Here is a 22,834-nt window from a genome sequence, read left to right as displayed (position 1 = left end):
CCAGACATGTCCACCAAGCACACGCTCTCCGTTCTCGTCGAGAACACGCCCGGCATCCTCGCCCGGATCGCCGCCCTGTTCTCCCGCCGCGGCTTCAACATCGACTCCCTCGCGGTCGGTGTCACCGAACACCCCGACATCTCCCGCATCACCATCGTGGTCGGTGTCGAGGACCTGCCCCTGGAGCAGGTCACCAAGCAGCTCAACAAGCTGGTCAACGTCCTGAAGATCGTCGAACTCGAGCCCAGCGCTGCGATCCAGCGCGAGCTCGTCCTGGTGAAGGTCCGCGCCGACAACGAGACCCGCTCCCAGATCGTCGAGATCGTGCAGCTGTTCCGCGCCAAGACCGTGGACGTCTCGCCCGAGGCGGTCACCATCGAGGCCACCGGTTCGAGTGACAAGCTCGACGCGATGCTCAAGATGCTGGAGCAGTTCGGCATCAAGGAGCTCGTGCAGTCCGGCACGATCGCCATAGGGCGTGGCGCCCGGTCCATCACGGACCGGTCCCTGCGGGCCCTCGACCGCAGCGCCTGAGAGTCTTCGACGGTCGACCGCGGGTCCGTCCCGCGGTCCGACTGACGAGACCCGAGAACTTTCCTCCCGCTCCCCGCCGTACGGTGGGACGCAACACCAGCACTTCAAGGAGATACCCAGTGGCCGAGCTGTTCTACGACGACGACGCCGACCTGTCCATCATCCAGGGCCGCAAGGTCGCGGTGATCGGCTACGGCAGCCAGGGCCACGCCCACGCGCTGTCGCTCCGTGACTCCGGTGTCGACGTCCGCGTCGGTCTCCAGGAGGGCTCGAAGTCCAAGGCCAAGGCCGAGGAGCAGGGCCTGCGCGTCGTCCCCGTCGCCCAGGCGGCGGAAGAGGCCGACCTCATCATGATCCTGACGCCGGACCCGATCCAGGCCCAGGTCTACGAGGAGTCCATCAAGGACCACCTGAAGGAGGGCGACGCGCTCTTCTTCGGCCACGGCTTCAACGTCCGCTACGGCTTCATCAAGGTGCCCGAGGGCGTCGACGTCGCCCTGGTCGCCCCGAAGGGCCCGGGTCACCTGGTCCGCCGTCAGTACGAGGAGGGCCGCGGCGTTCCGTGCATCGCGGCCGTCGAGCAGGACGCCACGGGCAACGCCTTCGCGCTGGCCCTGTCGTACGCCAAGGGCATCGGCGGCACCCGCGCCGGCGTCATCAAGACGACCTTCACCGAGGAGACCGAGACCGACCTGTTCGGTGAGCAGGCCGTCCTCTGCGGTGGCACCGCGGCCCTGGTCAAGGCGGGCTTCGAGACCCTGACCGAGGCCGGCTACCAGCCGGAGATCGCCTACTTCGAGTGCCTGCACGAGCTGAAGCTCATCGTCGACCTCATGTACGAGGGCGGCCTGGAGAAGATGCGCTGGTCGGTCTCCGAGACCGCCGAGTGGGGCGACTACGTCACCGGCCCGCGGATCATCACCGACGCCACCAAGGCCGAGATGAAGAAGGTCCTCGCGGAGATCCAGGACGGCACCTTCGCCAAGGAGTGGATGGCCGAGTACCACGGCGGCCTGAAGAAGTACAACGAGTACAAGACCCAGGACGAGAAGCACCTCCTGGAGACCACCGGCAAGGAGCTGCGCAAGCTCATGAGCTGGGTGAACGACGAGGAGGCGTAAGCCTTCGGGCGAGGGGCCGGACACACTGTCCGGCCCCTCGCCACATCGTTGGACACCCCGTCCAACCACGGACGGGTGATCCTTCCAACGAGGCGCATGAACTGCGCCGATGCACCACTACACTTCTCAACAACATCGCGTCTGGCCCACAGCGTCGTGCGCTTTCACGCGGCAAGCCCCCTCCACCGCCTGCGGCCGTCGGGACGGCCGTCCGCACTGCCTCTGTGAGGACTCACGTGAGCTCGAAACCTGTCGTACTCATCGCTGAAGAGCTGTCGCCCGCCACCGTCGACGCCCTGGGCCCGGACTTCGAGATCCGGCACTGCAACGGTGCCGACCGCGCCGAGCTGATCCCCGCCATCGCCGATGTGGACGCGATCCTGGTCCGCTCCGCGACCAAGGTCGACGCCGAGGCCCTCGCCGCCGCGAACAAGCTCCGGGTCGTCGCCCGGGCCGGCGTCGGCCTGGACAACGTCGACGTCTCCGCCGCCACCAAGGCCGGCGTCATGGTCGTGAACGCCCCGACCTCGAACATCGTCACCGCCGCCGAGCTCGCGTGCGGTCTGCTCGTCGCCACCGCGCGCAACATCCCGCAGGCCAACACCGCCCTGAAGAACGGCGAGTGGAAGCGCAGCAAGTACACCGGCGTCGAGCTGAGCGAGAAGACCCTCGGCGTCGTCGGCCTCGGCCGCATCGGCGTCCTGGTCGCCCAGCGCATGTCCGCCTTCGGCATGAAGATCGTCGCGTACGACCCCTACGTGCAGCCGGCCCGCGCCGCCCAGATGGGCGTGAAGCTGCTGTCCCTGGACGAGCTGCTCGAGGTCGCCGACTTCATCACCGTCCACCTGCCGAAGACCCCGGAGACCATCGGTCTCATCGGCGACGAGGCGCTGCACAAGGTCAAGCCCTCCGTCCGCATCGTCAACGCCGCGCGCGGCGGGATCGTGGACGAGGCCGCGCTGTACTCGGCGCTCAAGGAGGGCCGGGTCGCCGGCGCGGGCCTCGACGTGTACGCGAAGGAGCCCTGCACGGACTCCCCGCTCTTCGAGCTCGACCAGGTCGTCTGCACCCCGCACCTCGGTGCCTCCACGGACGAGGCCCAGGAGAAGGCCGGCATCGCCGTCGCCAAGTCGGTGCGCCTGGCGCTCGCGGGCGAGCTGGTCCCGGACGCGGTCAACGTCCAGGGCGGTGTCATCGCCGAGGACGTGAAGCCGGGTCTGCCGCTCGCCGAGAAGCTCGGCCGGATCTTCACCGCCCTCGCGGGCGAGGTCGCGGCCCGCCTCGACGTCGAGGTCTACGGCGAGATCACCCAGCACGACGTGAAGGTGCTCGAACTCTCCGCGCTCAAGGGCGTGTTCGAGGACGTGGTCGACGAGACCGTGTCGTACGTCAACGCCCCGCTGTTCGCGCAGGAGCGCGGTGTCGAGGTGCGCCTGACGACGAGCTCCGAGTCGCCCGACCACCGCAACGTGGTCACCGTGCGCGGCACGCTCTCCGACGGCCAGGAGGTCTCGGTCTCCGGCACGCTCGCGGGCCCGAAGCACCTGCAGAAGATCGTCGCGGTCGGCGACTACGACGTGGACGTGGCGCTCGCCGACCACATGGTCGTGCTGCGCTACGAGGACCGTCCGGGTGTCGTCGGCACCGTCGGCCGGATCCTCGGCGAGGCCGGTCTGAACATCGCGGGCATGCAGGTGGCGCGCGCGGAGGAGGGCGGCGAGGCGCTCGTCGTCCTCACCGTGGACGACACCGTCCCGGCCGGTGTGCTCACGGAGATCGCGGAGGAGATCGGCGCGACCTCGGCCCGCTCGGTCAACCTGATCTGACGCTTCTGACGCACCCCGTACCCGGTCGATAGACGCTCGTCTTATACGCTCGTCTATCGGTCGGGTACAGTGCTGTCATGGGACACAAGGAAGACCTTCTCGAAGGCGCCAAGCGCTGCCTCCTGGAGAAGGGGTACGGGCGCACCACCGCGCGCGACATCGTCGCCGCCTCGGGCACCAACCTCGCCTCCATCGGCTACCACTACGGCTCCAAGGACGCCCTGCTCCAGCAGGCCTTCCTGGCACTGACCGAGGAGTGGGGCGACCGGGCGGGCGCGGCCGGGGCCGAGGGCGAGAAGCCGCTGCCGGCCGACCCGTACGAGCGTTTCCACGCCGTCTGGGAGCAGGTCATCGCCGCGGCTGGGCCGAGCCGGCCGGTCTGGAAGCTCCAGACCGAGGTCGTCACCCGCATCGACGACGACGAGAAGCTCCGCGAGGCCATCAAGGAACCCCAGCGCGAGGGCCGCCTCGGCATGGCGCAGGGCTTCCTCGGCATCGACCCGGAGGCCGACCCGGAGAAGGCCCGGGTCGCCGGACTGCTCTGCCAGGCCCTCGCGACCGGCGTCATGATCCAGTGGATGGTCGACCCGGAGACCGCGCCGAGCGCCGACGACCTCACCGCCGGACTGCGGGTCCTGATGGAGGGCCGGTAGGGGGGACCCTCAGAGCCGGGCCGACTTCAGGGACATGTGGAGCAGGAGGCGGTCCTCGCCGTCGTCCAGGTCGAGGCCGGTGAGCTGCTCGACCCGGGACAGCCGGTAGTAGAGGGTCTGGCGGTGGATGCCCAGGGCCGCCGCCGTGCGGCCCGCCTGGCCCGCGTGGTCGAGGAACGCCTCGGCGGTGCGGGCCAGTTCCGTGTGGGCGGGGGCGAGGAGAGGGGCGACGACGGGGTCGATCTCGGGGTGGTAGAGCGCCGCGAGCAGCCGGTACGGGCCGATCCCGGTCCACTCCGCGACCGGGCCGAGCGTCGGCTGCGCCGTGGCGGCGCGGGCCGCCGTGTTGGCCTCGCGCCAGGCCGCCGGGAGCTCCGCGAGGCCCCGGCGGGGGTTCGCGATGCCGGCCGGGGCGGCCGCGCGCAGCCGGTCGGCGGCCGTGTGGGCGGGGGAGAGGTCCTCGGCCGTGCGCAGCCGCACGAGGACGGCGAGGGACTCGGCCTCGGGGAGCACGGCGACCGCCGCCGCGCCGGGGACCGCCCGGATCGACGGGGCCTCGCCCCGCCAGGGCGTCACGCAGACGACGGTGTGCAGGCCGTCCGCGCTGGGGCCGAGCGCCACCCGGAGCGCCGCGACGGCCATGTCGCTCTGCCAGCCGCGCCCGGCGGTCAGGACCGCGGCGAACTCGCGCGAGAGGTCGGCGTCCGCGCGCTCCTCGTCGGCGAGGAGGCCGCCGATCCGGGTGGCGACCTCCATCGCGGCCGTGAGCTGGGCGGGCGTGGGGCCGGGCTCGGCGTCGAGCAGCCAGACGTACCCGAGGACGACGCCCCGATGGCGTACGGGGAGGCAGATGCGGTCCCGGAAGACACCGGCGTCCGGGGCGGCCGGGATGCGGACCGGGCCCGTCGCCCGGGTGATGCCGAAGCCCTCGAACCAGGCGCGGACCGCCGGGGTCGACTTCCGGGTCAGGATCGACCGCGTCCGGACGGGGTCCATGGCGGTGTCGTCGTCGCTGTCGTGGGCGCCGAAGGCGATCAGCCCGAAATCACGGTTCTCCAGCGTCGCCGGTGCGCCGAGCAGCGCGGAGATCTCGTCCACCAGTTCTTGGTAATCGCCCTTCACGGAGCCATTCTCGCACCCTCCTCAGACATATGTATGAGATGCCCGGCACGGATGCGTGACAGCTGTAGATGGCGGACGATCGGAGCGATCCGTAGGTTTCACGGTGGTTCTTCGTGCTGTTACCTGTTTCTTACGGAAGATCGGGTACGGCACCTTTCGTCACCCTGTCCTTCTGGAGGTACCCCGTGCTGGGTCCCGTGATCCTCGCCGCGTCGCGCAGCGACAAGATGCGCCGTCTCGTTTCGGCCGCCCCCGGGACCAAGCAGGTCGTCGCCCGCTTCATCGCCGGCGAGACGGTCGACGACGTCGTCCCGATCGTCTCCGAGCTCAGCGGCCGCGGCCTGGAGGTCACCCTCGACGTCGTCGGTGAGGACATCACCACCGTCGAGCAGTCGTACGCCGCCCGGGACGCCTACCTGGAGCTCATCGGCCGGCTCAAGGAGCTGGGCCTCGGCGAGCGCGCCGAGATGTCCGTGAAGCTGTCGATGTTCGGCCAGTCCCTGGAGAACGGCCACGAGCTGGCCCTCGCGAACGTCCGCCCGGTCGTCGAGGCCGCCGCCGAGATCGGCACCACCGTCACCCTGGACGCCGAGGACCACACCACCCTCGACTCGATGTTCGCCATCCACGAGGAGCTGCGGAAGGACTTCCCGCAGACCGGCTGCGTCATCCAGGCCTACCTCTTCCGCACGGAGGAGGACGCCCGCCGCCTCGCCGCGAACGGCTCCCGCGTCCGGATCGTGAAGGGCGCCTACAAGGAGCCCGCCGAGGTCGCCATCCAGGACAAGCCCGAGATCGACAAGGCCTACGTCCGGATCATGAAGATCCTGATGGAGGGCGAGGGCTACCCGATGATCGGCTCGCACGACCCGCGCCTGATCTCCATCGGCCAGGAGCTGGCCCGCCGCGCCGGGCGCAAGCTGGACGAGTACGAGTTCCAGATGCTGTACGGCATCCGCAGCGAGGAGCAGAACCGTCTCGCCGCCGAGGGCCACCGCATGCGCGTCTACACCGCGTACGGCACCGACTGGTACGGCTACTTCATGCGCCGCCTCGCGGAGAAGCCGGCCAACCTCCTCTTCTTCGTCCGCTCCATCCTCACCAAGGGCTGAGCCCACCTCTCACAAGGAGTTACGCGACTCATGGACGCTGTCACCCAGGTCCCCGCTCCGGTCAACGAGCCGGTGCACAGCTACGCCCCCGGTTCCCCGGAGCGCGCCCGCCTCGAGGTCAAGCTCAAGGAACTGGCCGAGAACCCGCGCGAGCTGCCGATGACCATCGGCGGCGTGAAGCGCCTCGGCGGCGGCGAGGAGTTCAAGGTCGTCCAGCCGCACAACCACAAGGCCGTCATCGGCACCTTCCGCGGCGCCACCCAGCAGGACGCCCAGGACGCCATCGACGCCGCCCTGGCCGCCGCCCCGGCCTGGCGCGCGATGTCCTTCGACGACCGCGCCGCGATCATCCTGCGCGCCGCCGAGCTGCTCGCCGGCCCGTGGCGCGAGACGCTGGCCGCGTCCACCATGCTCGGCCAGTCGAAGACCGCCCAGCAGGCCGAGATCGACACCCCGTGCGAGCTCGTCGACTTCTGGCGCTTCAACGTGGCGTACGCCCGCCAGATCCTCGCCGAGCAGCCCCCGGCGAACTCCCCGGGCGTCTGGAACCGCCTGGACCACCGCCCCCTCGAGGGCTTCGTCTACGCGATCACGCCGTTCAACTTCACGGCCATCGCGGGCAACCTGCCCACCGCGCCCGCCCTCATGGGCAACGTGGTGGTCTGGAAGCCGTCCCCGACGCAGACCCACTCCGCCGTGCTCCTCATGGAGCTCCTGGAGGAGGCCGGCCTGCCGAAGGGCGTTATCAACCTGGTGACCGGCGACGGCATCGCCGTCTCCGAGGTGGCCCTGAACCACCGCGACCTGGCCGGCATCCACTTCACCGGCTCGACCAAGACCTTCCAGCACCTGTGGAAGACGGTCGGCAACAACATCGAGAAGTACCGCTCGTACCCGCGGATCGTCGGCGAGACCGGCGGCAAGGACTTCGTCGTCGCCCACCCCAGCGCCGACCGCGCCGTCCTGAAGACCGCGCTGAACCGCGGCTCCTTCGAGTTCCAGGGCCAGAAGTGCTCCGCGTCCTCGCGTGCGTACATCCCGGCGTCGATCTGGAACGACGGCTTCAAGGAGGAGTTCGCGGCCGAGATCGACGGCATCAAGATGGGTGACGTCACCGACCTGTCGAACTACATCGGCGCCGTCATCGACGAGCGCTCGTTCGCCAAGAACAAGGCGGCGATCGACCGTGCCGCGGCCGACCCGAGCTGCACGATCATCGCCGGCGGCACCTACGACGACTCGGTGGGCTACTTCGTCCGCCCGACCGTCATCGTCTGCGACGACCCGGAGAACGAGGTCTTCAAGGCCGAGTACTTCGGCCCGATCCTCGCGATCCACGTCTACGAGGACGACAAGTACGACGAGATGCTGACCCAGATGGAGTCGGTCTCGGACTACGCCCTCACCGGCTCGGTCATCTCCGGCGACCGCGCGGCCGCCGCGTACACGATGGAGAAGCTCCGCTTCGCCGCGGGCAACTTCTACATCAACGACAAGTCGACCGGTGCCGTCGTCGGCCAGCAGCCCTTCGGCGGCGGCCGCGCCTCGGGTACGAACGACAAGGCCGGCGCCCCGCAGAACCTGATGCGCTGGACGCTGACCCGCGCCATCAAGGAGACGCTGGTCCCGCCGACCGAGTACGGCTACCCGCACATGGGCTGACGCCCCCCGGCCTCGTGGAGGCCCCCTGACACCGCCCCCCTCCTCTTCCCCCAATCGAGGACGGGGGCGGTTCTCATGCGGCGGGCTTACGCTGCTGGGAGGGGGCTCGGTGAGGAGGCAGGACATGCCCGGTTCGACGACACTCGGCCCCGGGCACGGGGTCGACGCGATCGAGCACCTCGACGCGCTGCGGATGCTGTCCCTGATGAAGGAGCTGAACCGGCTGCTGACCGCGCCGGGATCCGACCGGATCACGGACGCCCAGGCCGCGGCCCTGGGCGGAGGCGAGGCCCGCTCCCGGGAGGAGCTCACCGCCTGGGTGGAGCGGGTCACCCGCGACCTGGAGAGGGCTACGGCCTGAGGAGGACGTGCCGCCCGAGGAAGTCGTCGATCAGGGCGGCGATCGCCGGCGCGTGGGTCTCCAGGGCGAAGTGGCCCGTGGGCAGGAGGTGGATCTCGGCGTCCGGGAGGTCGCGGCGGAAGGCCTCGGCGCCCGCCGGGACGAAGACCTGGTCGCCCTCGCCCCAGACGGCGAGGAGCGGGACCCGGGAGGTGCGGAAGTACTCCTGGAAGGCCGGGTAGAGGGCGAAGTTGGAGCCGTAGTCGGCGATCAGGTCCAGCTGGATGCCGTCCTGGCCCGCGCGGGCCATCAGTGCGGCGTCGTGGTGCCAGGCGTCCGGGCTGAGGAGGTCGCGGTACTCGGCGGGGACGCCCGTCTCGTACTGCCACCGGATGCCCTCCGGGGAGCGGATGGCGCGGACGGGCTCCTCGGTCTCGGGGGTGCGCTCCTCGATGAGGGCGAGGACGGGCGCCCAGGCCTCGGCGCCGAGGCCCTCCTCGTAGGCGTTGCCGTTCTGGGTGATGATCGCGGTGATCCGCTCGGGGTGGGCGAGGGCGAGGCGCAGGCCGATGGGGGCGCCGTAGTCCTGGATGTAGAGCGCGAACCGGTCGAGGCCGAGGGCCTCGGTGAACTCGGCGGTGAGCGCGGCCAGTCCGGCGAAGGTGTACGGGAAGTCGGCGGGCGCGGCGCTGCGGCCGAAGCCCAGGTGGTCGGGGGCGATCAGCCGGTGGGAGTCGGCGAGCAGGGGGATCAGGTCGCGGAACATGTGCGAGCTGGTGGGGAAGCCGTGCAGCAGGAGCAGGACGGGGGCGTCGGCGGGGCCGGCCTCGCGGTAGGCGATCTCGTGGCCCCGGACGGTGACGGTGCGGTGGTGGGTCGGCAGCACGGACATCGTTCTAACCCCTCAAGTCTTCGTCACTGGTTATGGCAGGACTCAATCAGGCCGGGATTAACCTGTCAATGGGGTGATGGGGGTTAGGGTGGGTCCATGGATGTCAGGATCGCGCCCACCCATGAACTCGGAGCCGCCCGGCTCCGCTCCGTACGCGAACTGCTCGACGCCGCCTTCGACGGCGACTTCTCCGAGGACGACTGGGACCACACCCTCGGCGGCGTCCACGCCTGGATCGAGGACGGGCGGGGCATCGCCGCCCACGGCGCCGTCGTGCAGCGGCGCGCGCTCCACCGGGGCCGCTCGCACCGCGTCGGATACGTCGAGGGGGTCGCCGTACGGGACGACCTCAGGCGGCGGGGGCTCGGCGGGGCGGTCATGGCCGGGCTCGAGCGGGTGATCGACGGCGCGTACCCCTTCGGGGCGCTGGGCGCCTCGGACGAGGGGGCCGCGCTCTACCGGGCGCGCGGCTGGCGGGTCTGGGAGGGGCGCCTCGAAGCACTCGGTCCCGAGGGGACCGTCCGTCTCGCCGAGGAGGAGGGCCACGTCTTCCTGCGCCCCGCGGCCGGCCGGGTCCTGCCGGACCCCGCCGCCCCGCTGGTCTTCGACTGGCGGGACGGCGACGTGATGTGAGGGGCCGTCAGCCGTGGTCGGCCTTCTGCCGGGCGCGGCCCGTGGCCGTCTCCAGCCGGGAGGTCCAGGCGGCCGAGACCATGGACGCGAGGGCGACCGTGATCGCCAGGCCGCCCGTGCCGAGCACCCCGACGAAGAACGCCGCCAGCGCACCGCCGACCAGGGCGCCCCAGACCGCGAGCACCGCCTTGCCCCGACGGCTCAGGAACAGCCACCGCTGCGGGGTGGCCGGCGGCGCCCCCACCGTGCCCGCCGGTCCCGCGGTCGCCGCGCGCGGCCGCTTGAAGTAGCCGTACACCAGCCACTCCCCGCACAGCTCCCAGCCCTCCGGCGTGAGCTCGTCGAACACGCGGCCGCGCCGGCGCCCGGCGATGACCTCGCGGCGGTACTCCCAGCGCAGCGCCGAGCCGGGCGTCCGGCGGCAGACGAACCGGCCGATCGCGTCGAGCGACTCCACCTCCCAGCCCTGGTCGCCGTGGACGGCCAGCATCCGGCGGTCGTTGAAGAAGTCGGCGGTCCACGTCCAGGACTCGGCCCGCTCGTCCGGCTCGCCGGGCTCGGGCGCGAGACCGCCGAGCTGCGCGGCGAACGCGGCGGCGGGGCCGAACTCCTCCTCCGGGGCCGTCCCCGTCTCCGCGAGGTGGGCCCGCAGGTCCTCGACGGTCGCGGCGATCTGCTCCTCGGGCACCCGGGCGGCGCGCAGCGAGGCGGCGAACTCGGCGAAGTAGGCGTCGGTGGTCATGGTGTCGTTCCCCCTGGGCTGAGCGTGGTCTGTACGGCGCGGTGGAAGGCGAGCCACGCCCCGGTCTCGGCGGCGAGCCGCTCGCGGCCGAGGTCCGTGAGCCGGTAGTAGCGCCGTCCCGGGCCGCGCTCGGCGGCGCGGAACTCGGCCTCCACCAGACCGGCCTCCTCCAGGCGGTTCAGGACGGGGTAGAGCGTCCCGCCCTTGATCTCGCCGAGCCCCGCCTCGGCGAGCGCCTTGGCGATCTCGTACCCGTAGCTCTCCCCGTCGGTCAGGCGGGAGAGGACGAGCAGGTCGAGGACTCCCTTGAGCCAGCTGGATCTGCGGTCTGCTGCCATGCGCACATCTGATCACTACCTAGGTAGGAATGCAACCTAGGTAGGAGAGTCGTGTTCCACGGAGCGTTGAAGGCCGTCTCAGATAGTAGGAAGTCCGAGTAATTGTGGAGACAGATGCGGAGGGCTGCCCTAGCTTTGTAGGAGCCGAACGTCTCGCTTCATCAAGCGAATGGCGGTCGAGAGCGCGACGCCCCGTGCAGGCAACCCCTGCGGCGGCGCTCCCCGCCCCTTCCGGCGCCTTCGATCACAAGCTGATCTCCGCACATCCGGATCACCAATTGATCTCAAGGAGTCGATCCCCCATGGCCGCTCAGACCGCCCGCCGCGTCCGCCACTCCGCCAACCGTCCCAGCGACGAGGCCCGCCAGAACGCCGCCGCCGCCCTCCAGCGCGCCCTCGACCGCCGTGACAACGGCGGCTCCACCGGCCACTGAGAGGCCCTCCCGCCGACTGTCCGTTCGTCCACATGGTGGACGTTACGTGTCAGACGATGGGACGAAGAGTAGGGTGCCGACATGTCTCACAGCATCAATCTCGCAGTCATTCCCGGCGACGGCATCGGCCAGGAGGTCGTGGCCCAGGGCCTCAAGGTCCTCGCGGCCGCCCTTCCCCAGGACGTGAAGCTGGAGACCGAGGAGTACGACTTCGGCGCCAAGCGCTACCACGCCACCGGTGAGACCCTCACCGACGCCGACCTCGACTCGCTCAAGAAGCACGACGCCATCCTGCTCGGCGCCATCGGCGACCCGTCGGTGCCGTCCGGCGTCCTGGAGCGCGGCTTCCTCCTGAAGCTCCGCTTCGCCTTCGACCACCACGTGAACCTGCGCCCCTCGAAGCTGCTCCCCGGCGTCGCCACCCCGCTCGCCGGGCAGCCCGAGATCGACTTCGTCGTGGTCCGCGAGGGCACCGAGGGCCCGTACACGGGCAACGGCGGCACCATCCGCAAGGGCACCGAGCACGAGGTCGCCACCGAGGTCTCGGTCAACACCGCCTTCGGTGTCGAGCGCGTGGTCCGGGACGCCTTCGCCCGCGCCCAGGCCCGCCCGCGCAAGAAGCTGACGCTGGTCCACAAGAACAACGTGCTGACCTTCGCCGGCCACCTCTGGACGAACATCTTCAACAAGGTCGCGGCCGAGTTCCCCGAGGTCACGACCGACTACCTGCACGTCGACGCCGCGACGATCTTCCTCGTCACCGACCCGGCCCGCTTCGACGTGATCGTCACCGACAACCTCTTCGGCGACATCATCACCGACCTCGCCGCGGCCGTCTCCGGCGGCATCGGCGTCGCCGCCTCCGGCAACATCAACCCGAGCGGCGAGTTCCCGTCCATGTTCGAGCCGGTCCACGGCTCCGCGCCGGACATCGCGGGCCAGGGCAAGGCCGACCCCACGGCCACCGTCCTCTCCGTCGCCCTCCTGCTGCGCCACCTCGGCCACGAGGCCGAGGCCGCCCGGGTCGAGGAGGCCGTCGCGGCCGACCTCACCGAGCGCGGCGACAGCGTCCGCACCACGGACGAGATCGGCGACGCGCTCGCCGCGCGAGTAGCGAGCTGACCCGCGCCGACTGACATCAGCAGCAGCCGCCGGGTCGCGTTCAGCGCCCGGCGGCCGTCCTTTGCGCGGTCGCGGGGCGCTTCCCCCTCGAACTCCGGACCGTGCCCACCCGTTTCCCGCACCGGTCCCCACGGGCGATAATCGGACGTGGGGCCGCGGCATACGGGCATGCCCGTACGCCGCCTCGTCAGGGACAGCCGTCCCCGACAGCGACGTGCGCGCGCGGTCCTCCCCATCACAACCGGTGAAGGACACGCACTCATGACGACGCCCACGATCGAGCTCAAGCCCTCCTCCAGCCCGCTGTCCGCCGCGGAGCGCGAGGCGATCCTGGCCAACCCGGGATTCGGCCGCCACTTCACCGACCACATGGTCACCATCCGGTGGACCGAGGGCCGCGGCTGGCACGACGCCCAGCTCGTGCCGTACGGTCCGCTCTCCCTGGACCCCGCCACGAACGTCCTGCACTACGCGCAGGAGATCTTCGAGGGCCTGAAGGCCTACCGCCGCCCCGACGGCTCGGTCGCCACCTTCCGTCCCGACGCCAACGGCCGCCGGTTCCAGCGCTCCGCGCACCGCCTCGGCATGCCCGAGCTGCCCGTCGAGACCTTCGTCGAGGCCTGTGACGTGCTCGTCCGGCACGACGAGGCCTGGGTCCCGGCGCACGGCGGCGAGTCCTCGCTCTACCTGCGCCCGTTCATGATCGCGACCGAGGTCGGCCTCGGCGTCCGCCCGGCCAACGAGTACCTCTTCGTCGTCATCGCCTCCCCGGCCGGCCCGTACTTCCCCGGCGGCGTGAAGCCCGTCTCCATCTGGGCCTCCGAGGACCGCGTCCGCGCCGTCCCCGGCGGCATGGGCGACGCCAAGACCGGCGGCAACTACGCGGCCTCCCTGCTCGCGCAGGCCGAGGCGGCGGCCAAGGGCTGCGACCAGGTCTGCTACCTCGACGCGGTCGAGCACAAGTGGGTCGAGGAGCTCGGCGGCATGAACCTGTACTTCGTGTACGGGAACAAGATCGTCACGCCGACCCTCACCGGCTCCATCCTGGAGGGCATCACCCGCGACTCCCTCCTCCAGCTCGCCAAGGACCTCGGCTACGAGCCCGAGGAGGGCCGCGTCTCCATCGACCAGTGGCAGGCCGACAGCGCCAACGGCACCCTCACCGAGGTCTTCGCCTGCGGCACCGCCGCCGTCATCACCCCGGTCGGCACGGTCAAGTCCGCCCGGGGCGAGTGGCAGCAGTCGGGCGGCGAGCCCGGCGAGGTCACGATGAAGCTGCGCGAGGCGCTGCTCGCCATCCAGACCGGGAAGTCCGAGGACGTCCACGGCTGGATGCACGAACTCGGCAAGCAGTAACTACTCCGTCGCCGCCAGGGCTTCCGGGGCCGTCGTCACGGTCGCGGGAGCCCTGTTCGGCGTCAGTACGGCGTACAGCGCGCCGCCCACGATCCCCGAGAAGACGAAGCTGCAGTCGATCCCGCCCGTCAGGGCGAGCAGCGGCCCCTCGTAGAGCGGCGTCGACACCGCGGCCAGGCCGACCGCCGCGCCGACCGCCCAGGAGACGGTGGCGCGCGGGTGCCAGCCCGCCGAGAACCAGTAGATCCCGCCGCGCGAGCGGTTGTTGAAGACCTGGAGCGCCTCCGGGTCGTACACACCGCCGCAGCGGGCGTGCCCGATCAGGGTGATCACCGCCCACGGGGTGCCGATCGCGGTGAGCAGCAGCACGAACGAGGTCATCGCCGTCTGGGCGTCCGAGGCGAAGTGGCCGGCGAAGACGAAAGCCGTGGACACCGCCGCGACCACGAGGGTGGCACGCGCGCGCGTGGCCTTCGGGAGGATCGCGTCGAGGTCGAGCCCCATCGAGTACAGCATCAGACCCGCGTTGCCGACGGAGCCGGCGCTGGCGGAGACCAGCAGCGGTACGAGGTACCAGACGGGCGAGGCCGCGACGAGCGGGCCCGCGTAGTCCAGGCCGCCGCGCGCGGCCAGGGCGGTGAACGTGCCGAAGAGCTGCGGGACCAGCAGGCCCACGGTCAGGCCCAGGCAGGTGGCCCGCCAGATGGTCTTCGGGCTGTACCGCTCGGGGGAGACGTACCGGGTGTAGTCGCCCAGCAGGGTGATGAAGGCGACCGGGCCGCTGAGTCCCGCCGCGACGGCCGAGAGCAGCCAGGTCGGCCAGAAGGAGCCGAGCAGGTACGGGGTGTCCGGGACCGCCGCCGTCGTGAAGTCCCCGGCGTAGGCGACCAGGCCGACGGCGAGGAGCACCGTCATGCCGATCGCGAGCACCTTGCTCAGCTTCAGCAGCAGCCGGTAGCCGTACACCGCGCCCACCACGGTGCAGGCGGCCAGGACCGCGTAGACGGTGGCGTGGGCCGCGCCGCCGGTCGGCAGGCCGATCAGGCGGGCGAGCGCCCCCACCATCACGTCGCCGCCGATCCAGAGGGTCAGCGCGGTGTAGCCGAGCGAGAGCAGCAGCCCGACCACGGAGCCGACGAGCCGGCCGCGGACGCCGAAGAAGGCGCCGGAGGAGGTGGAGAGGTTGGTCGCGGTGCGGAGCGACACGAGCGCGAGCGGGGAGGTGACCGCGACGCCGACGAGGGTGCCGGTGACGACGGAGGTCACCGAGGCCCAGAAGCCGAGTCCGAAGGAGACCGGCAGCCAGCCGAAGACGATCACCCCCAGACAGAGGTTGGATCCGAGCAGGATCGACACGAGGTCGCGGGGGCCGCTGGTGCGTTCGGCCTCCGGGATGGTGTCGACTCCGCGCTGTTCTATCGCCATGGGGACTCCCTGCGGGGCGATCGGGACTGTTTTAGAGCGGCGCTCAATGTGACCTAAGGCTGTCGGTGACGTCAATGCTTGGAAGCGAGCGGCTCAACATTTAGAGTGTCACTCAAACGTGTCGCAATTGCAGGAGGTGTTTGGGGCGTGAGACTGACCCCCACGGAACGCGACCGGCTGCTTCTCTTCGGTGCCGCCGAGCTCGCCCGAGCCCGCCGGGCCAGGGGCCTGCGGCTCAACGTGCCCGAGGCGACCGCGCTCATCGCGGACACCGTCTGCGAGGCGGCCCGCGACGGCAAGCGACTCGCCGAGGCGATCGAGGCGGCCCGCTCCGTCCTCGGCCCCGACGACGTCCTGCCCGGCGTCGCCGACGTGGTCACCGAGGTCCACGTCGAGGCCGTCTTCGACGACGGCTCCCGGCTCGCGGTCGTCTCCGACCCGATCGGCGGGGGCGGTCTGGGCGCCGGGGCGCCGGGCGCGCTGCTGCCCGGCCCCGGCCACCCCGAGCAGGAACCCGCCGTGCGGATGACCGTACGGAACACGGCGACGGTCCCCGTGAGCGTCACCTCCCACTTCCACTTCTTCGAGGTCAACCCGCGCCTCGACTTCGACCGGGCCGCCGCCTACGGCATGCGGCTCGCCATCCCCGCCGGAGCCTCCTTCCGCTTCGACCCGGGCGGCGAGGCCGAGGTCGGGCTCGTGCCGATCGGCGGCGCCCGCGTCGCCATCGGCTTCGCGGGCCTGGTCGACGGGCCGCTGGACGCGCCCGGCGCGAAGGAAGAGGCCCTGCGGCGCGCGGCGGCCTGTGGCTACCTGGGAGTCGAGAACTGATGGACCCGTACGAGTACGCATCTGTCCACGGCCCGCGCGCCGGCGACCGGGTCGTCCTGGGCGACTCCGGGCTCGTCGTCCGCGTCGAGTCGGACGCCCAGAAGCCCGGCGACGAGTTCCTGGCCGGCTTCGGCAAGACCGCCCGCGACGGCCTCCACCTCAAGGCCGCGGCCGTCCGCGAGACCTGCGACGTCGTCATCAGCAACGTCCTGGTCATCGACGCCGTGCAGGGCGTCCGCAAGGTGTCCATCGGCATCCGCGAGGGCCGGATCCACGCGATCGGGCGGGCCGGCAACCCCGACACCCTCGACGGCGTCGACGTCGTCGTCGGCACCGGCACCTCGATCGTCTCCGGCGAGGGCCTCATCGCCACCGCCGGAGCCGTCGACACCCACGTCCACCTGCTCTCGCCCCGCATCATGGAGGCCTCGCTCGCGAGCGGCGTCACCACGATCATCGGCCAGGAGTTCGGTCCCGTCTGGGGCGTCGGCGTCAACTCGCCCTGGGCCCTCAAGCACGCCTTCAACGCCTTCGACGCCTGGCCGGTCAACATCGGCTTCCTGGCCCGAGGCTCCTCCTCGGACGCGGCGCCGCTGGTGGAGGCGCTCGCCGAGGGCGGTGCCTCCGGCTTCAAGGTCCACGAGGACATGGGCGCCCACACGAGGGCCCTCGACACGGCCCTGCGGGTCGCCGAGGAGCACGACGTCCAGGTGGCGCTCCACTCGGACGGCCTGAACGAGTGCCTGTCGGTCGAGGACACCCTGAAGGTGCTGGACGGCCGTACGATCCACGCCTTCCACATCGAGGGCTGCGGCGGCGGACACGTCCCCAACGTCCTGAAGATGGCGGGCGTGCCGAACGTCATCGGCTCCTCCACCAACCCCACCCTGCCCTTCGGCCGCGACGCGGTCGCCGAGCACTACGGGATGATCGTCTCCGTCCACGACCTGAAGACCGACCTCCCGGGCGACGCGGCCATGGCGCGCGACCGGATCCGGGCCGGGACGATGGGCGCGGAGGACGTCCTGCACGACCTCGGCGCGATCGGGATCACCTCCTCCGACGCGCAGGGGATGGGAAGGGCCGGCGAGACCGTACGCCGGACCTTCGCCATGGCCGGGAAGATGAAGGCCGAGCTGGGCCCGATGGAGGGCGACGGCGCGCACGACGACAACGCGCGCGTGCTGCGCTACATGGCCAAGCTCACCATCAACCCGGCGATCGCCCACGGCCTCGCGCACGAGATCGGCTCGATCGAGGTCGGCAAGCTCGCCGACATCGTGCTGTGGCGGCCCGAGTTCTTCGGCGCCAAGCCCCAACTGGTGCTGAAGTCCGGCTTCCCCGCGTGGGGGGTCGTGGGCGATCCGAACGCCGCCACCGACACCTGCGAACCGCTCGTCCTCGGGCCGCTGTTCGGCGCGCACGGCGCCACGGCCGCCGACCTCTCCGTCGCGTTCGTCGCGCAGGCGGCCGTCGACCTCGGCTCCGACGCCATGCCGACCCGACGCCGCCGGGTCGCCGTGCGCGGCACCCGCGGCATCGGCCCCGCCGACCTGCGGTTCAACTCCCGCATCGGCGACGTGCAGGTCGACGGCCGGACCGGCCTCGTCTCGCTCGACGGCTCCCCGATCCGCTCCGAGGCGGCCGAGTCCGTCTCCCTCAACCGCCTCTACTTCCTCTGACTTTCCTTAGGACCTCCTCATGACCTTCCGCATGCCCGCCGAGTGGACGCCGCACGAGCGCACCTGGATGGCCTGGCCCAGCCCCAACCCCACCTTCACCGACGAGCGCGAGCTCACCGAGGCCCGCGAGGCCTGGGCGGCGGTGGCCCGCACCGTCCGCCGCTTCGAGCCGGTCACGATGGTCGTCGCCCCCGGCGACGCCGACTCGGCCCGCGCGCTCCTCGGCGAGGACATCGACCTGGTCGAGCGCGAGCTCGACGACGCCTGGATGCGGGACATCGGCCCGACCTTCGTCACCGACGGAACCGAACTCGCCGCCGTGGACTGGGTGTTCAACGGCTGGGGCGCCCAGGACTGGGCCCGCTGGGAGCACGACTCCAAGATCGCCCGCCATGTCGCGGACGTCGCCGGGGTCCCCGTGCAGCCGTCCCCCCTCGTCAACGAGGGCGGCGCGATCCACGTCGACGGCGAGGGCACCGTCCTCCTCACCGACACCGTCCAGCTCGGCTCCGGCCGCAACCCCGAGTGGACCCGCGAGCAGGTCGAGCAGGAGATACACGCCAAGCTCGGCACGACCAAGGCCATCTGGCTCCCGCACGGCCTCGCCGGCGACTACGGCCTCTACGGCACCCAGGGCCACGTCGACATCGTCGCCGCCTTCGCCCGCCCCGGCACCGTCCTCGTCCACAGCCAGCAGGACCCGGCCCACCCCGACTACGTGCGCTCGAAGATGTACGTGGAGATCCTCCGCGCCCAGACCGACGCCCAGGGCCGCCCCCTGGAGGTCATCGAGGTCCCCGCCCCGACCGTCCTCAAGGACGAGGAGGGCGACTGGGTCGACTACTCGTACATCAACCACTACCTCTGCAACGGCGGCGTCGTCCTCTGCTCCTTCGACGACCCCCACGACGAGGTCGCGGCCGAGATCTTCCGCCGCCTCTTCCCCGACCGCGAGGTCGTCCTCACCGACGCCCGCACGATCTTCGCGAGCGGCGGCGGCATCCACTGCATCACGCAGCAGCAGCCGAAGGTCTGAGCGCGACAGGGGGTGAGGTAGAACATACGGGTGAGTACGAGCAGCAACCCGGCACCCCACCCCCGCCGGCGCAACCAGGCGGCACCGCCCCGTGAGGACGTTCTCGCCGCCGCCATGGACACCATCGCCGAGCGCGGGCTCGACGGGCTCACCATGGCCGGGCTCGGGCGGCAGGTGGGGATGAGCAGCGGGCATCTGCTCTACTACTTCCGCACCAAGGACGAGCTGCTGCTGCAGACGCTGGAGTGGAGCGAGGGGCGGCTCGGGGCGGAGCGGAGTGCGCTGCTGTCCCGGCCGGGGACCGCGCGGGAGCGGCTCGACGGGTACGTGGACGTGTACGTGCCCGACGGGCCCCGGGACCCGCACTGGACGCTGTGGCTGGAGGTGTGGAACCGGTCGCAGAACGCCGACGCCGACGCCCGCGCGCGGCAGGCCGCCATCGAGGGGGCCTGGCACCGGGACCTCGTCGCGATCCTCGCCGAGGGGGTCTCGCGGGGGGAGTTCCGGGCCGTCGACCCGGACCGTTTCGCGCACCGGATGCGGGCCCTGCTCGACGGCTTCAGCGTGCACGTCGCCGTCGGCATCCCGGGCACGGGGAGGGAGCAAGTCCTCGCGCACGTGCGGGAGTTCATCGCCGAAACGCTGATCTCGCGACCGTAACGCACGCAAGTACTCCCGATCGTTGCGCGTTGCACCCTTGTTGCCCCCGCGCTCCCTCCGGCACGGTCCTGCCCATGGGACGAGAGCACTGGAAGAAGATCTGGGTCGGTTCCGCGGGCAACATGGTCGAGTGGTTCGACTGGTTCGTGTACGCGAGCTTCGCCACCTACTTCGCGGGGGCCTTCTTCCCCGAGGGCGACGACACCGCCAAGCTCATGAACACCGCCGGCATCTTCGCCGTCGGGTTCTTCATGCGCCCGGTCGGCGGCTGGCTCTTCGGCCGGGTCGGCGACCGGAAGGGGCGGAAGGCGGCGCTCACCCTGACGGTGACGCTGATGTCCGCCTCCGCCGTGCTGATCGCCATCGCGCCCACGTACGCCGTCGCCGGGTACGGCGGCGCGGTCGTGCTGCTGCTCGCCCGGCTCCTCCAGGGCCTCTCCGTCGGCGGCGAGTACGCGGCCAGCGCCACCTACCTCACCGAGGCCTCCGCGCCGGAGCACCGGGGCTTCGCGTCCAGCTTCCAGTACGTGTCGATGACCGCCGGCCAGATCCTCGGCCTCGGCCTGCTGCTCGTCCTCCAGCGCACCCTGTCCGACCAGGCCCTGCACGCCTGGGGCTGGCGCGTCCCCTTCGTCGTCGGCGCCCTCGGCGCGGCCGTCGTCTTCTATCTGCGGCGGAACATGCTGGAGACCGAGGTGTACGAGGAGACCGGCGCCGACCAGGCCGATCGCGGCACCCTCAGGGCCCTGTGGGCGCACAAGCGGGAGGCCTTCCTCGTCGTCGCGCTCACCATGGGCGGGACCGTGGCGTACTACACGTACACCACCTACCTCACCAAGTACCTGTCGAACTCCGCCGGGCTGCCCAAGCCGACCGCCACCCTGGTCTCCCTCTGCGCCCTCGTCGTCTTCGCCTGCCTCCAGCCGCTCGCCGGCCGGCTCTCCGACCGGATCGGGCGCCGCCCGCTCCTCATCACCTTCGCGGTCGGCTCCACCCTCCTCACCGTCCCGATCCTGACGATGCTCAGGCATGCGGGCTCCTTCTGGCCGGCCCTCGGCCTCTCCCTCCTCGCGCTCGTCGTCGTCACCGGGTACACGTCCATCAACGCCTGCGTGAAGGCCGAGCTCTTCCCGACCGGCGTCCGCGCCCTCGGCGTCGCCCTGCCGTACGCGATCGCCAACGCCCTCTTCGGCGGCACCGCCGAGTACGTGGCGCTCTGGTTCAAGGACGCCGGAATCGAGTCGGGCTTCTCCTGGTACGTGGCGGGCTGCGCGGCCGTCTCGCTGGTCGTCTACCTCACGATGCGGGAGACCCGCGACATCGACCTGGGGCGGGTCGGCGCCGCCCCGACCGGCCGGAAACGAGATCAACTGCCCGTATCGTGAGACCGGCGTCCCGCCGCTCCCGAACCTGTGTCAGACTTCCGGCGTGCTTGCTACCACGATGATTATCGGCAGCGGCGCGCCGGTCCGCAGTGGCCACTGAACCGCGGAACAACCCCGCGGCAGTGGACACCGTGCCCCAGACCCGCGCGCAGACCTCTCGCACCCGCGAGGGGTTTTTTCGTTTTCCGGCCCCACCCACGCCGGAAACGGGCGACGCGTGAGAATGGGGGCAAGTGGATCCATACCTTCCGGAGCCACATCCGACAGGAGCCATCACAGCCATGACCACGGAGAACGCCGAGAGCTCGCGCCTCGACGACAGCTTCCATGTCTTCGACACGACCCTGCGCGACGGGGCGCAGCGTGAAGGCATCAACCTCACCGTCGCGGACAAGCTGACCATCGCCCGGCACCTCGACGAGTTCGGCGTGGGCTTCATCGAGGGCGGCTGGCCCGGCGCCAACCCGCGCGACACGGAGTTCTTCGCCCGCGCCCGGCAGGAGATCGCGTTCAAGAACGCGCAGCTCGTCGCCTTCGGCGCCACCCGCCGGGCCGGCGGCAACGCCGCCGAGGACCCGCAGGTCAAGGCGCTCCTCGACTCCGGCGCTCCGGTGATCACCCTCGTCGCCAAGTCGCACGACCGGCACGTCGAACTGGCCCTGCGCACCACCCTCGACGAGAACCTGGAGATGGTCCGCGACACCGTCTCCCACCTGGTCTCCCAGGGGCGCCGGGTCTTCGTCGACTGCGAGCACTTCTTCGACGGCTACAAGGCGAACCCGGACTACGCCAAGGCCGTCGTCCGCGCCGCGCACGAGGCCGGCGCCGACGTCGTCATCCTCTGCGACACCAACGGCGGGATGCTCCCCGCCCAGATCCAGGCCGTCGTCGCCACCGTCCTCGCCGACACCGGCGCCCGCCTCGGCATCCACGCCCAGGACGACACCGGCTGCGCCGTCGCCAACACCCTCGCCGCCGTCGACGCGGGCGCCACCCACGTGCAGTGCACCGCCAACGGCTACGGCGAGCGGGTCGGCAACGCCAACCTCTTCCCCGTCGTCGCGGCCCTGGAGCTCAAGTACGGCAAGAAGGTCCTCCCCGAGGGCGCCCTCGCCGAGATGACCCGGATCTCGCACGCCATCGCCGAGGTCGTCAACCTCACCCCCTCCACCCACCAGCCGTACGTCGGCGTCTCCGCCTTCGCGCACAAGGCGGGCCTGCACGCCTCCGCGATCAAGGTGGACCCCGACCTCTACCAGCACATCGACCCCGAGCTGGTCGGCAACACCATGCGGATGCTGGTCTCCGACATGGCCGGCCGCGCCTCCATCGAGCTCAAGGGCAAGGAGCTCGGCGTCGACCTGGGCGGCGACCGCGAGCTCGTCGGCCGGGTCGTCGAGCGGGTCAAGGAGCGCGAGCTCAAGGGCTACACGTACGAGGCCGCCGACGCCTCCTTCGAGCTGCTGCTCCGCGAGGAGGTCGAGGGCCGGGCCCGGCGCTACTTCCGCACGGAGTCCTGGCGCGCGATCGTCGAGGACCGCCCCGACGGCATCCACGCCAACGAGGCCACCGTGAAGCTCTGGGCCAAGGGGGAGAGGATCGTCGCCACCGCCGAGGGCAACGGCCCGGTCAACGCCCTCGACCGGGCGATCCGGACCGGCCTGGAGCGGATCTACCCGCAGCTCGCCAAGTTCGAGCTGATCGACTACAAGGTCCGCATCCTGGAGGGCCGCCACGGCACCGAGTCCACGACCCGCGTCCTGATCACCACCAGCGACGGCAACGGCGAGTGGGCCACGGTCGGCGTCGGCGAGAACGTCATCGCCGCCTCCTGGCAGGCCCTGGAGGACGCCTTCACCTACGGCCTCCTCCGGGCCGGAATCGACCCCGCCGAATAGTCCCGCATGTTCGCTTCGGTCCGGTTCGGG

At 71.1% G+C, this 22,834-nt stretch carries 22 protein-coding genes; 17 read left to right on the top strand and 5 right to left on the bottom strand.

Annotated elements, in window-relative coordinates; all coding sequences use genetic code 11:
* Window positions 1–6: 6 nt before the first annotated feature.
* From ilvN to ACH4TP_RS00305, 4 genes are all read left to right on the top strand, one after another.
* On the top strand, window positions 7–534 hold the full coding sequence (gene ilvN, locus ACH4TP_RS00320; protein WP_389232082.1) for an acetolactate synthase small subunit: 528 nt from the start codon (window positions 7–9) through the stop codon (window positions 532–534).
* Between the two features lie 119 nt (window positions 535–653).
* The gene (gene ilvC, locus ACH4TP_RS00315) at window positions 654–1,655 is read left to right on the top strand and encodes a ketol-acid reductoisomerase (protein ID WP_389232085.1); all 1,002 of its coding nucleotides are present in this window, start codon (window positions 654–656) and stop codon (window positions 1,653–1,655) included.
* Window positions 1,656–1,891: 236 nt separating this feature from the next.
* Window positions 1,892–3,481 (top strand): phosphoglycerate dehydrogenase, encoded by a 1,590-nt coding sequence (gene serA, locus ACH4TP_RS00310; protein WP_389232088.1) that lies wholly within the window; start codon window positions 1,892–1,894, stop codon window positions 3,479–3,481.
* Between the two features lie 77 nt (window positions 3,482–3,558).
* Entirely contained in the window at window positions 3,559–4,134 is a 576-nt protein-coding gene (locus ACH4TP_RS00305) for a TetR/AcrR family transcriptional regulator (RefSeq protein WP_398435008.1), read from the top strand.
* 9 nt (window positions 4,135–4,143) lie between these two features.
* Here ACH4TP_RS00305 and ACH4TP_RS00300 read toward each other — a convergent pair whose 3' ends face one another.
* Complete coding sequence (locus ACH4TP_RS00300) at window positions 4,144–5,256, bottom strand: PucR family transcriptional regulator (protein ID WP_398189490.1); 1,113 nt, start codon at window positions 5,254–5,256, stop codon at window positions 4,144–4,146.
* 185 nt (window positions 5,257–5,441) lie between these two features.
* Between ACH4TP_RS00300 and ACH4TP_RS00295 the strand changes: the two genes are divergently transcribed.
* From ACH4TP_RS00295 to ACH4TP_RS00285, 3 genes are all read left to right on the top strand, one after another.
* Window positions 5,442–6,368, top strand: coding sequence for a proline dehydrogenase family protein (locus tag ACH4TP_RS00295; RefSeq protein WP_389232097.1), 927 nt, complete (start codon window positions 5,442–5,444; stop codon window positions 6,366–6,368).
* Window positions 6,369–6,398: 30 nt separating this feature from the next.
* Window positions 6,399–8,030 (top strand): L-glutamate gamma-semialdehyde dehydrogenase, encoded by a 1,632-nt coding sequence (pruA, locus tag ACH4TP_RS00290; RefSeq protein WP_389232100.1) that lies wholly within the window; start codon window positions 6,399–6,401, stop codon window positions 8,028–8,030.
* A 124-nt stretch (window positions 8,031–8,154) separates the two neighbouring features.
* The gene (locus ACH4TP_RS00285; protein ID WP_398189494.1) at window positions 8,155–8,391 is read left to right on the top strand and encodes a hypothetical protein; all 237 of its coding nucleotides are present in this window, start codon (window positions 8,155–8,157) and stop codon (window positions 8,389–8,391) included.
* Here the strand turns inward: ACH4TP_RS00285 and ACH4TP_RS00280 are convergent.
* Complete coding sequence (locus ACH4TP_RS00280) at window positions 8,381–9,262, bottom strand: alpha/beta fold hydrolase (RefSeq protein WP_398435005.1); 882 nt, start codon at window positions 9,260–9,262, stop codon at window positions 8,381–8,383. The genes ACH4TP_RS00285 and ACH4TP_RS00280 overlap by 11 nt on opposite strands.
* Before the next feature lie 96 nt (window positions 9,263–9,358).
* On the opposite strand from ACH4TP_RS00280, the gene ACH4TP_RS00275 reads away from it, so the two are divergent.
* Window positions 9,359–9,895, top strand: coding sequence for a GNAT family N-acetyltransferase (locus tag ACH4TP_RS00275; protein WP_398189500.1), 537 nt, complete (start codon window positions 9,359–9,361; stop codon window positions 9,893–9,895).
* A 7-nt stretch (window positions 9,896–9,902) separates the two neighbouring features.
* Here ACH4TP_RS00275 and ACH4TP_RS00270 read toward each other — a convergent pair whose 3' ends face one another.
* Window positions 9,903–10,637, bottom strand: coding sequence for a hypothetical protein (locus tag ACH4TP_RS00270; protein WP_398435003.1), 735 nt, complete (start codon window positions 10,635–10,637; stop codon window positions 9,903–9,905).
* Entirely contained in the window at window positions 10,634–10,975 is a 342-nt protein-coding gene (locus ACH4TP_RS00265; RefSeq protein ID WP_389232115.1) for a PadR family transcriptional regulator, read from the bottom strand. Before ACH4TP_RS00265 ends, ACH4TP_RS00270 begins: the two co-directional genes overlap by 4 nt.
* 302 nt (window positions 10,976–11,277) lie before the next feature.
* Here ACH4TP_RS00265 and ACH4TP_RS00260 point away from each other — a divergent pair, with 302 nt between their 5' ends.
* The 3 genes from ACH4TP_RS00260 to ACH4TP_RS00250 all read left to right on the top strand — a co-directional run bounded on the left by ACH4TP_RS00260 (window position 11,278) and on the right by ACH4TP_RS00250 (window position 13,887).
* Window positions 11,278–11,409, top strand: a complete 132-nt coding sequence (locus ACH4TP_RS00260; RefSeq protein WP_256341282.1) for a hypothetical protein — start codon at window positions 11,278–11,280, stop codon at window positions 11,407–11,409.
* An 81-nt stretch (window positions 11,410–11,490) separates the two neighbouring features.
* Complete coding sequence (locus ACH4TP_RS00255) at window positions 11,491–12,531, top strand: 3-isopropylmalate dehydrogenase (protein WP_389232119.1); 1,041 nt, start codon at window positions 11,491–11,493, stop codon at window positions 12,529–12,531.
* A 261-nt stretch (window positions 12,532–12,792) separates the two neighbouring features.
* On the top strand, window positions 12,793–13,887 hold the full coding sequence (locus ACH4TP_RS00250) for a branched-chain amino acid aminotransferase (RefSeq protein WP_041131396.1): 1,095 nt from the start codon (window positions 12,793–12,795) through the stop codon (window positions 13,885–13,887).
* Here ACH4TP_RS00250 and ACH4TP_RS00245 read toward each other — a convergent pair whose 3' ends face one another.
* Window positions 13,888–15,312: a cytosine permease gene (locus ACH4TP_RS00245; protein WP_398435001.1), complete on the bottom strand. Its 1,425-nt coding sequence runs from the start codon at window positions 15,310–15,312 to the stop codon at window positions 13,888–13,890.
* A 147-nt stretch (window positions 15,313–15,459) separates the two neighbouring features.
* Here ACH4TP_RS00245 and ureA point away from each other — a divergent pair, with 147 nt between their 5' ends.
* From ureA to cimA, 6 genes are all read left to right on the top strand, one after another.
* Entirely contained in the window at window positions 15,460–16,143 is a 684-nt protein-coding gene (gene ureA, locus ACH4TP_RS00240; RefSeq protein ID WP_398189513.1) for an urease subunit gamma, read from the top strand.
* Window positions 16,143–17,825 (top strand): urease subunit alpha, encoded by a 1,683-nt coding sequence (locus ACH4TP_RS00235; RefSeq protein WP_398434999.1) that lies wholly within the window; start codon window positions 16,143–16,145, stop codon window positions 17,823–17,825. Before ureA ends, ACH4TP_RS00235 begins: the two co-directional genes overlap by 1 nt.
* A 19-nt stretch (window positions 17,826–17,844) precedes the next feature.
* Window positions 17,845–18,861, top strand: a complete 1,017-nt coding sequence (locus ACH4TP_RS00230; protein WP_398434997.1) for an agmatine/peptidylarginine deiminase — start codon at window positions 17,845–17,847, stop codon at window positions 18,859–18,861.
* Between the two features lie 114 nt (window positions 18,862–18,975).
* Window positions 18,976–19,521, top strand: coding sequence for a TetR/AcrR family transcriptional regulator (locus ACH4TP_RS00225; RefSeq protein WP_398435758.1), 546 nt, complete (start codon window positions 18,976–18,978; stop codon window positions 19,519–19,521).
* Between the two features lie 74 nt (window positions 19,522–19,595).
* The gene (locus ACH4TP_RS00220; RefSeq protein WP_398434996.1) at window positions 19,596–20,906 is read left to right on the top strand and encodes an MFS transporter; all 1,311 of its coding nucleotides are present in this window, start codon (window positions 19,596–19,598) and stop codon (window positions 20,904–20,906) included.
* A gap of 281 nt (window positions 20,907–21,187) precedes the next feature.
* The gene (cimA, locus tag ACH4TP_RS00215; RefSeq protein WP_398434994.1) at window positions 21,188–22,804 is read left to right on the top strand and encodes a citramalate synthase; all 1,617 of its coding nucleotides are present in this window, start codon (window positions 21,188–21,190) and stop codon (window positions 22,802–22,804) included.
* Window positions 22,805–22,834 lie beyond the last annotated feature (30 nt).

Source organism: Streptomyces sp. NPDC021012 (assembly GCF_044333355.1).
Lineage (GTDB): Bacteria > Actinomycetota > Actinomycetes > Streptomycetales > Streptomycetaceae > Streptomyces.
Note: the sequence above shows the minus strand (reverse complement) of the source record. Positions and strands in the feature narration are given on the sequence as shown.

Bases quoted from the DNA above. Each gene is read 5' to 3' on its own strand.
- ACH4TP_RS00285 (WP_398189494.1), top strand. From the start codon at position 8,155: ATGCCCGGTTCGACGACACTCGGCCCCGGGCACGGGGTCGACGCGATC.
- ACH4TP_RS00260 (WP_256341282.1), top strand. From the start codon at position 11,278: ATGGCCGCTCAGACCGCCCGCCGCGTCCGCCACTCCGCCAACCGTCCC.
- ACH4TP_RS00305 (WP_398435008.1), top strand. From the start codon at position 3,559: ATGGGACACAAGGAAGACCTTCTCGAAGGCGCCAAGCGCTGCCTCCTG.
- cimA (WP_398434994.1), top strand. From the start codon at position 21,188: ATGACCACGGAGAACGCCGAGAGCTCGCGCCTCGACGACAGCTTCCAT.
- ACH4TP_RS00245 (WP_398435001.1), bottom strand. From the start codon at position 15,312: ATGGCGATAGAACAGCGCGGAGTCGACACCATCCCGGAGGCCGAACGC.
- ACH4TP_RS00280 (WP_398435005.1), bottom strand. From the start codon at position 9,262: ATGTCCGTGCTGCCGACCCACCACCGCACCGTCACCGTCCGGGGCCAC.
- ACH4TP_RS00250 (WP_041131396.1), top strand. From the start codon at position 12,793: ATGACGACGCCCACGATCGAGCTCAAGCCCTCCTCCAGCCCGCTGTCC.
- ACH4TP_RS00275 (WP_398189500.1), top strand. From the start codon at position 9,359: ATGGATGTCAGGATCGCGCCCACCCATGAACTCGGAGCCGCCCGGCTC.
- ilvN (WP_389232082.1), top strand. From the start codon at position 7: ATGTCCACCAAGCACACGCTCTCCGTTCTCGTCGAGAACACGCCCGGC.
- ACH4TP_RS00220 (WP_398434996.1), top strand. From the start codon at position 19,596: ATGGGACGAGAGCACTGGAAGAAGATCTGGGTCGGTTCCGCGGGCAAC.
- ACH4TP_RS00265 (WP_389232115.1), bottom strand. From the start codon at position 10,975: ATGGCAGCAGACCGCAGATCCAGCTGGCTCAAGGGAGTCCTCGACCTG.
- pruA (WP_389232100.1), top strand. From the start codon at position 6,399: ATGGACGCTGTCACCCAGGTCCCCGCTCCGGTCAACGAGCCGGTGCAC.
- ACH4TP_RS00230 (WP_398434997.1), top strand. From the start codon at position 17,845: ATGACCTTCCGCATGCCCGCCGAGTGGACGCCGCACGAGCGCACCTGG.
- ACH4TP_RS00225 (WP_398435758.1), top strand. From the start codon at position 18,976: ATGGACACCATCGCCGAGCGCGGGCTCGACGGGCTCACCATGGCCGGG.
- ACH4TP_RS00270 (WP_398435003.1), bottom strand. From the start codon at position 10,637: ATGACCACCGACGCCTACTTCGCCGAGTTCGCCGCCTCGCTGCGCGCC.
- ACH4TP_RS00235 (WP_398434999.1), top strand. From the start codon at position 16,143: ATGGACCCGTACGAGTACGCATCTGTCCACGGCCCGCGCGCCGGCGAC.
- ACH4TP_RS00255 (WP_389232119.1), top strand. From the start codon at position 11,491: ATGTCTCACAGCATCAATCTCGCAGTCATTCCCGGCGACGGCATCGGC.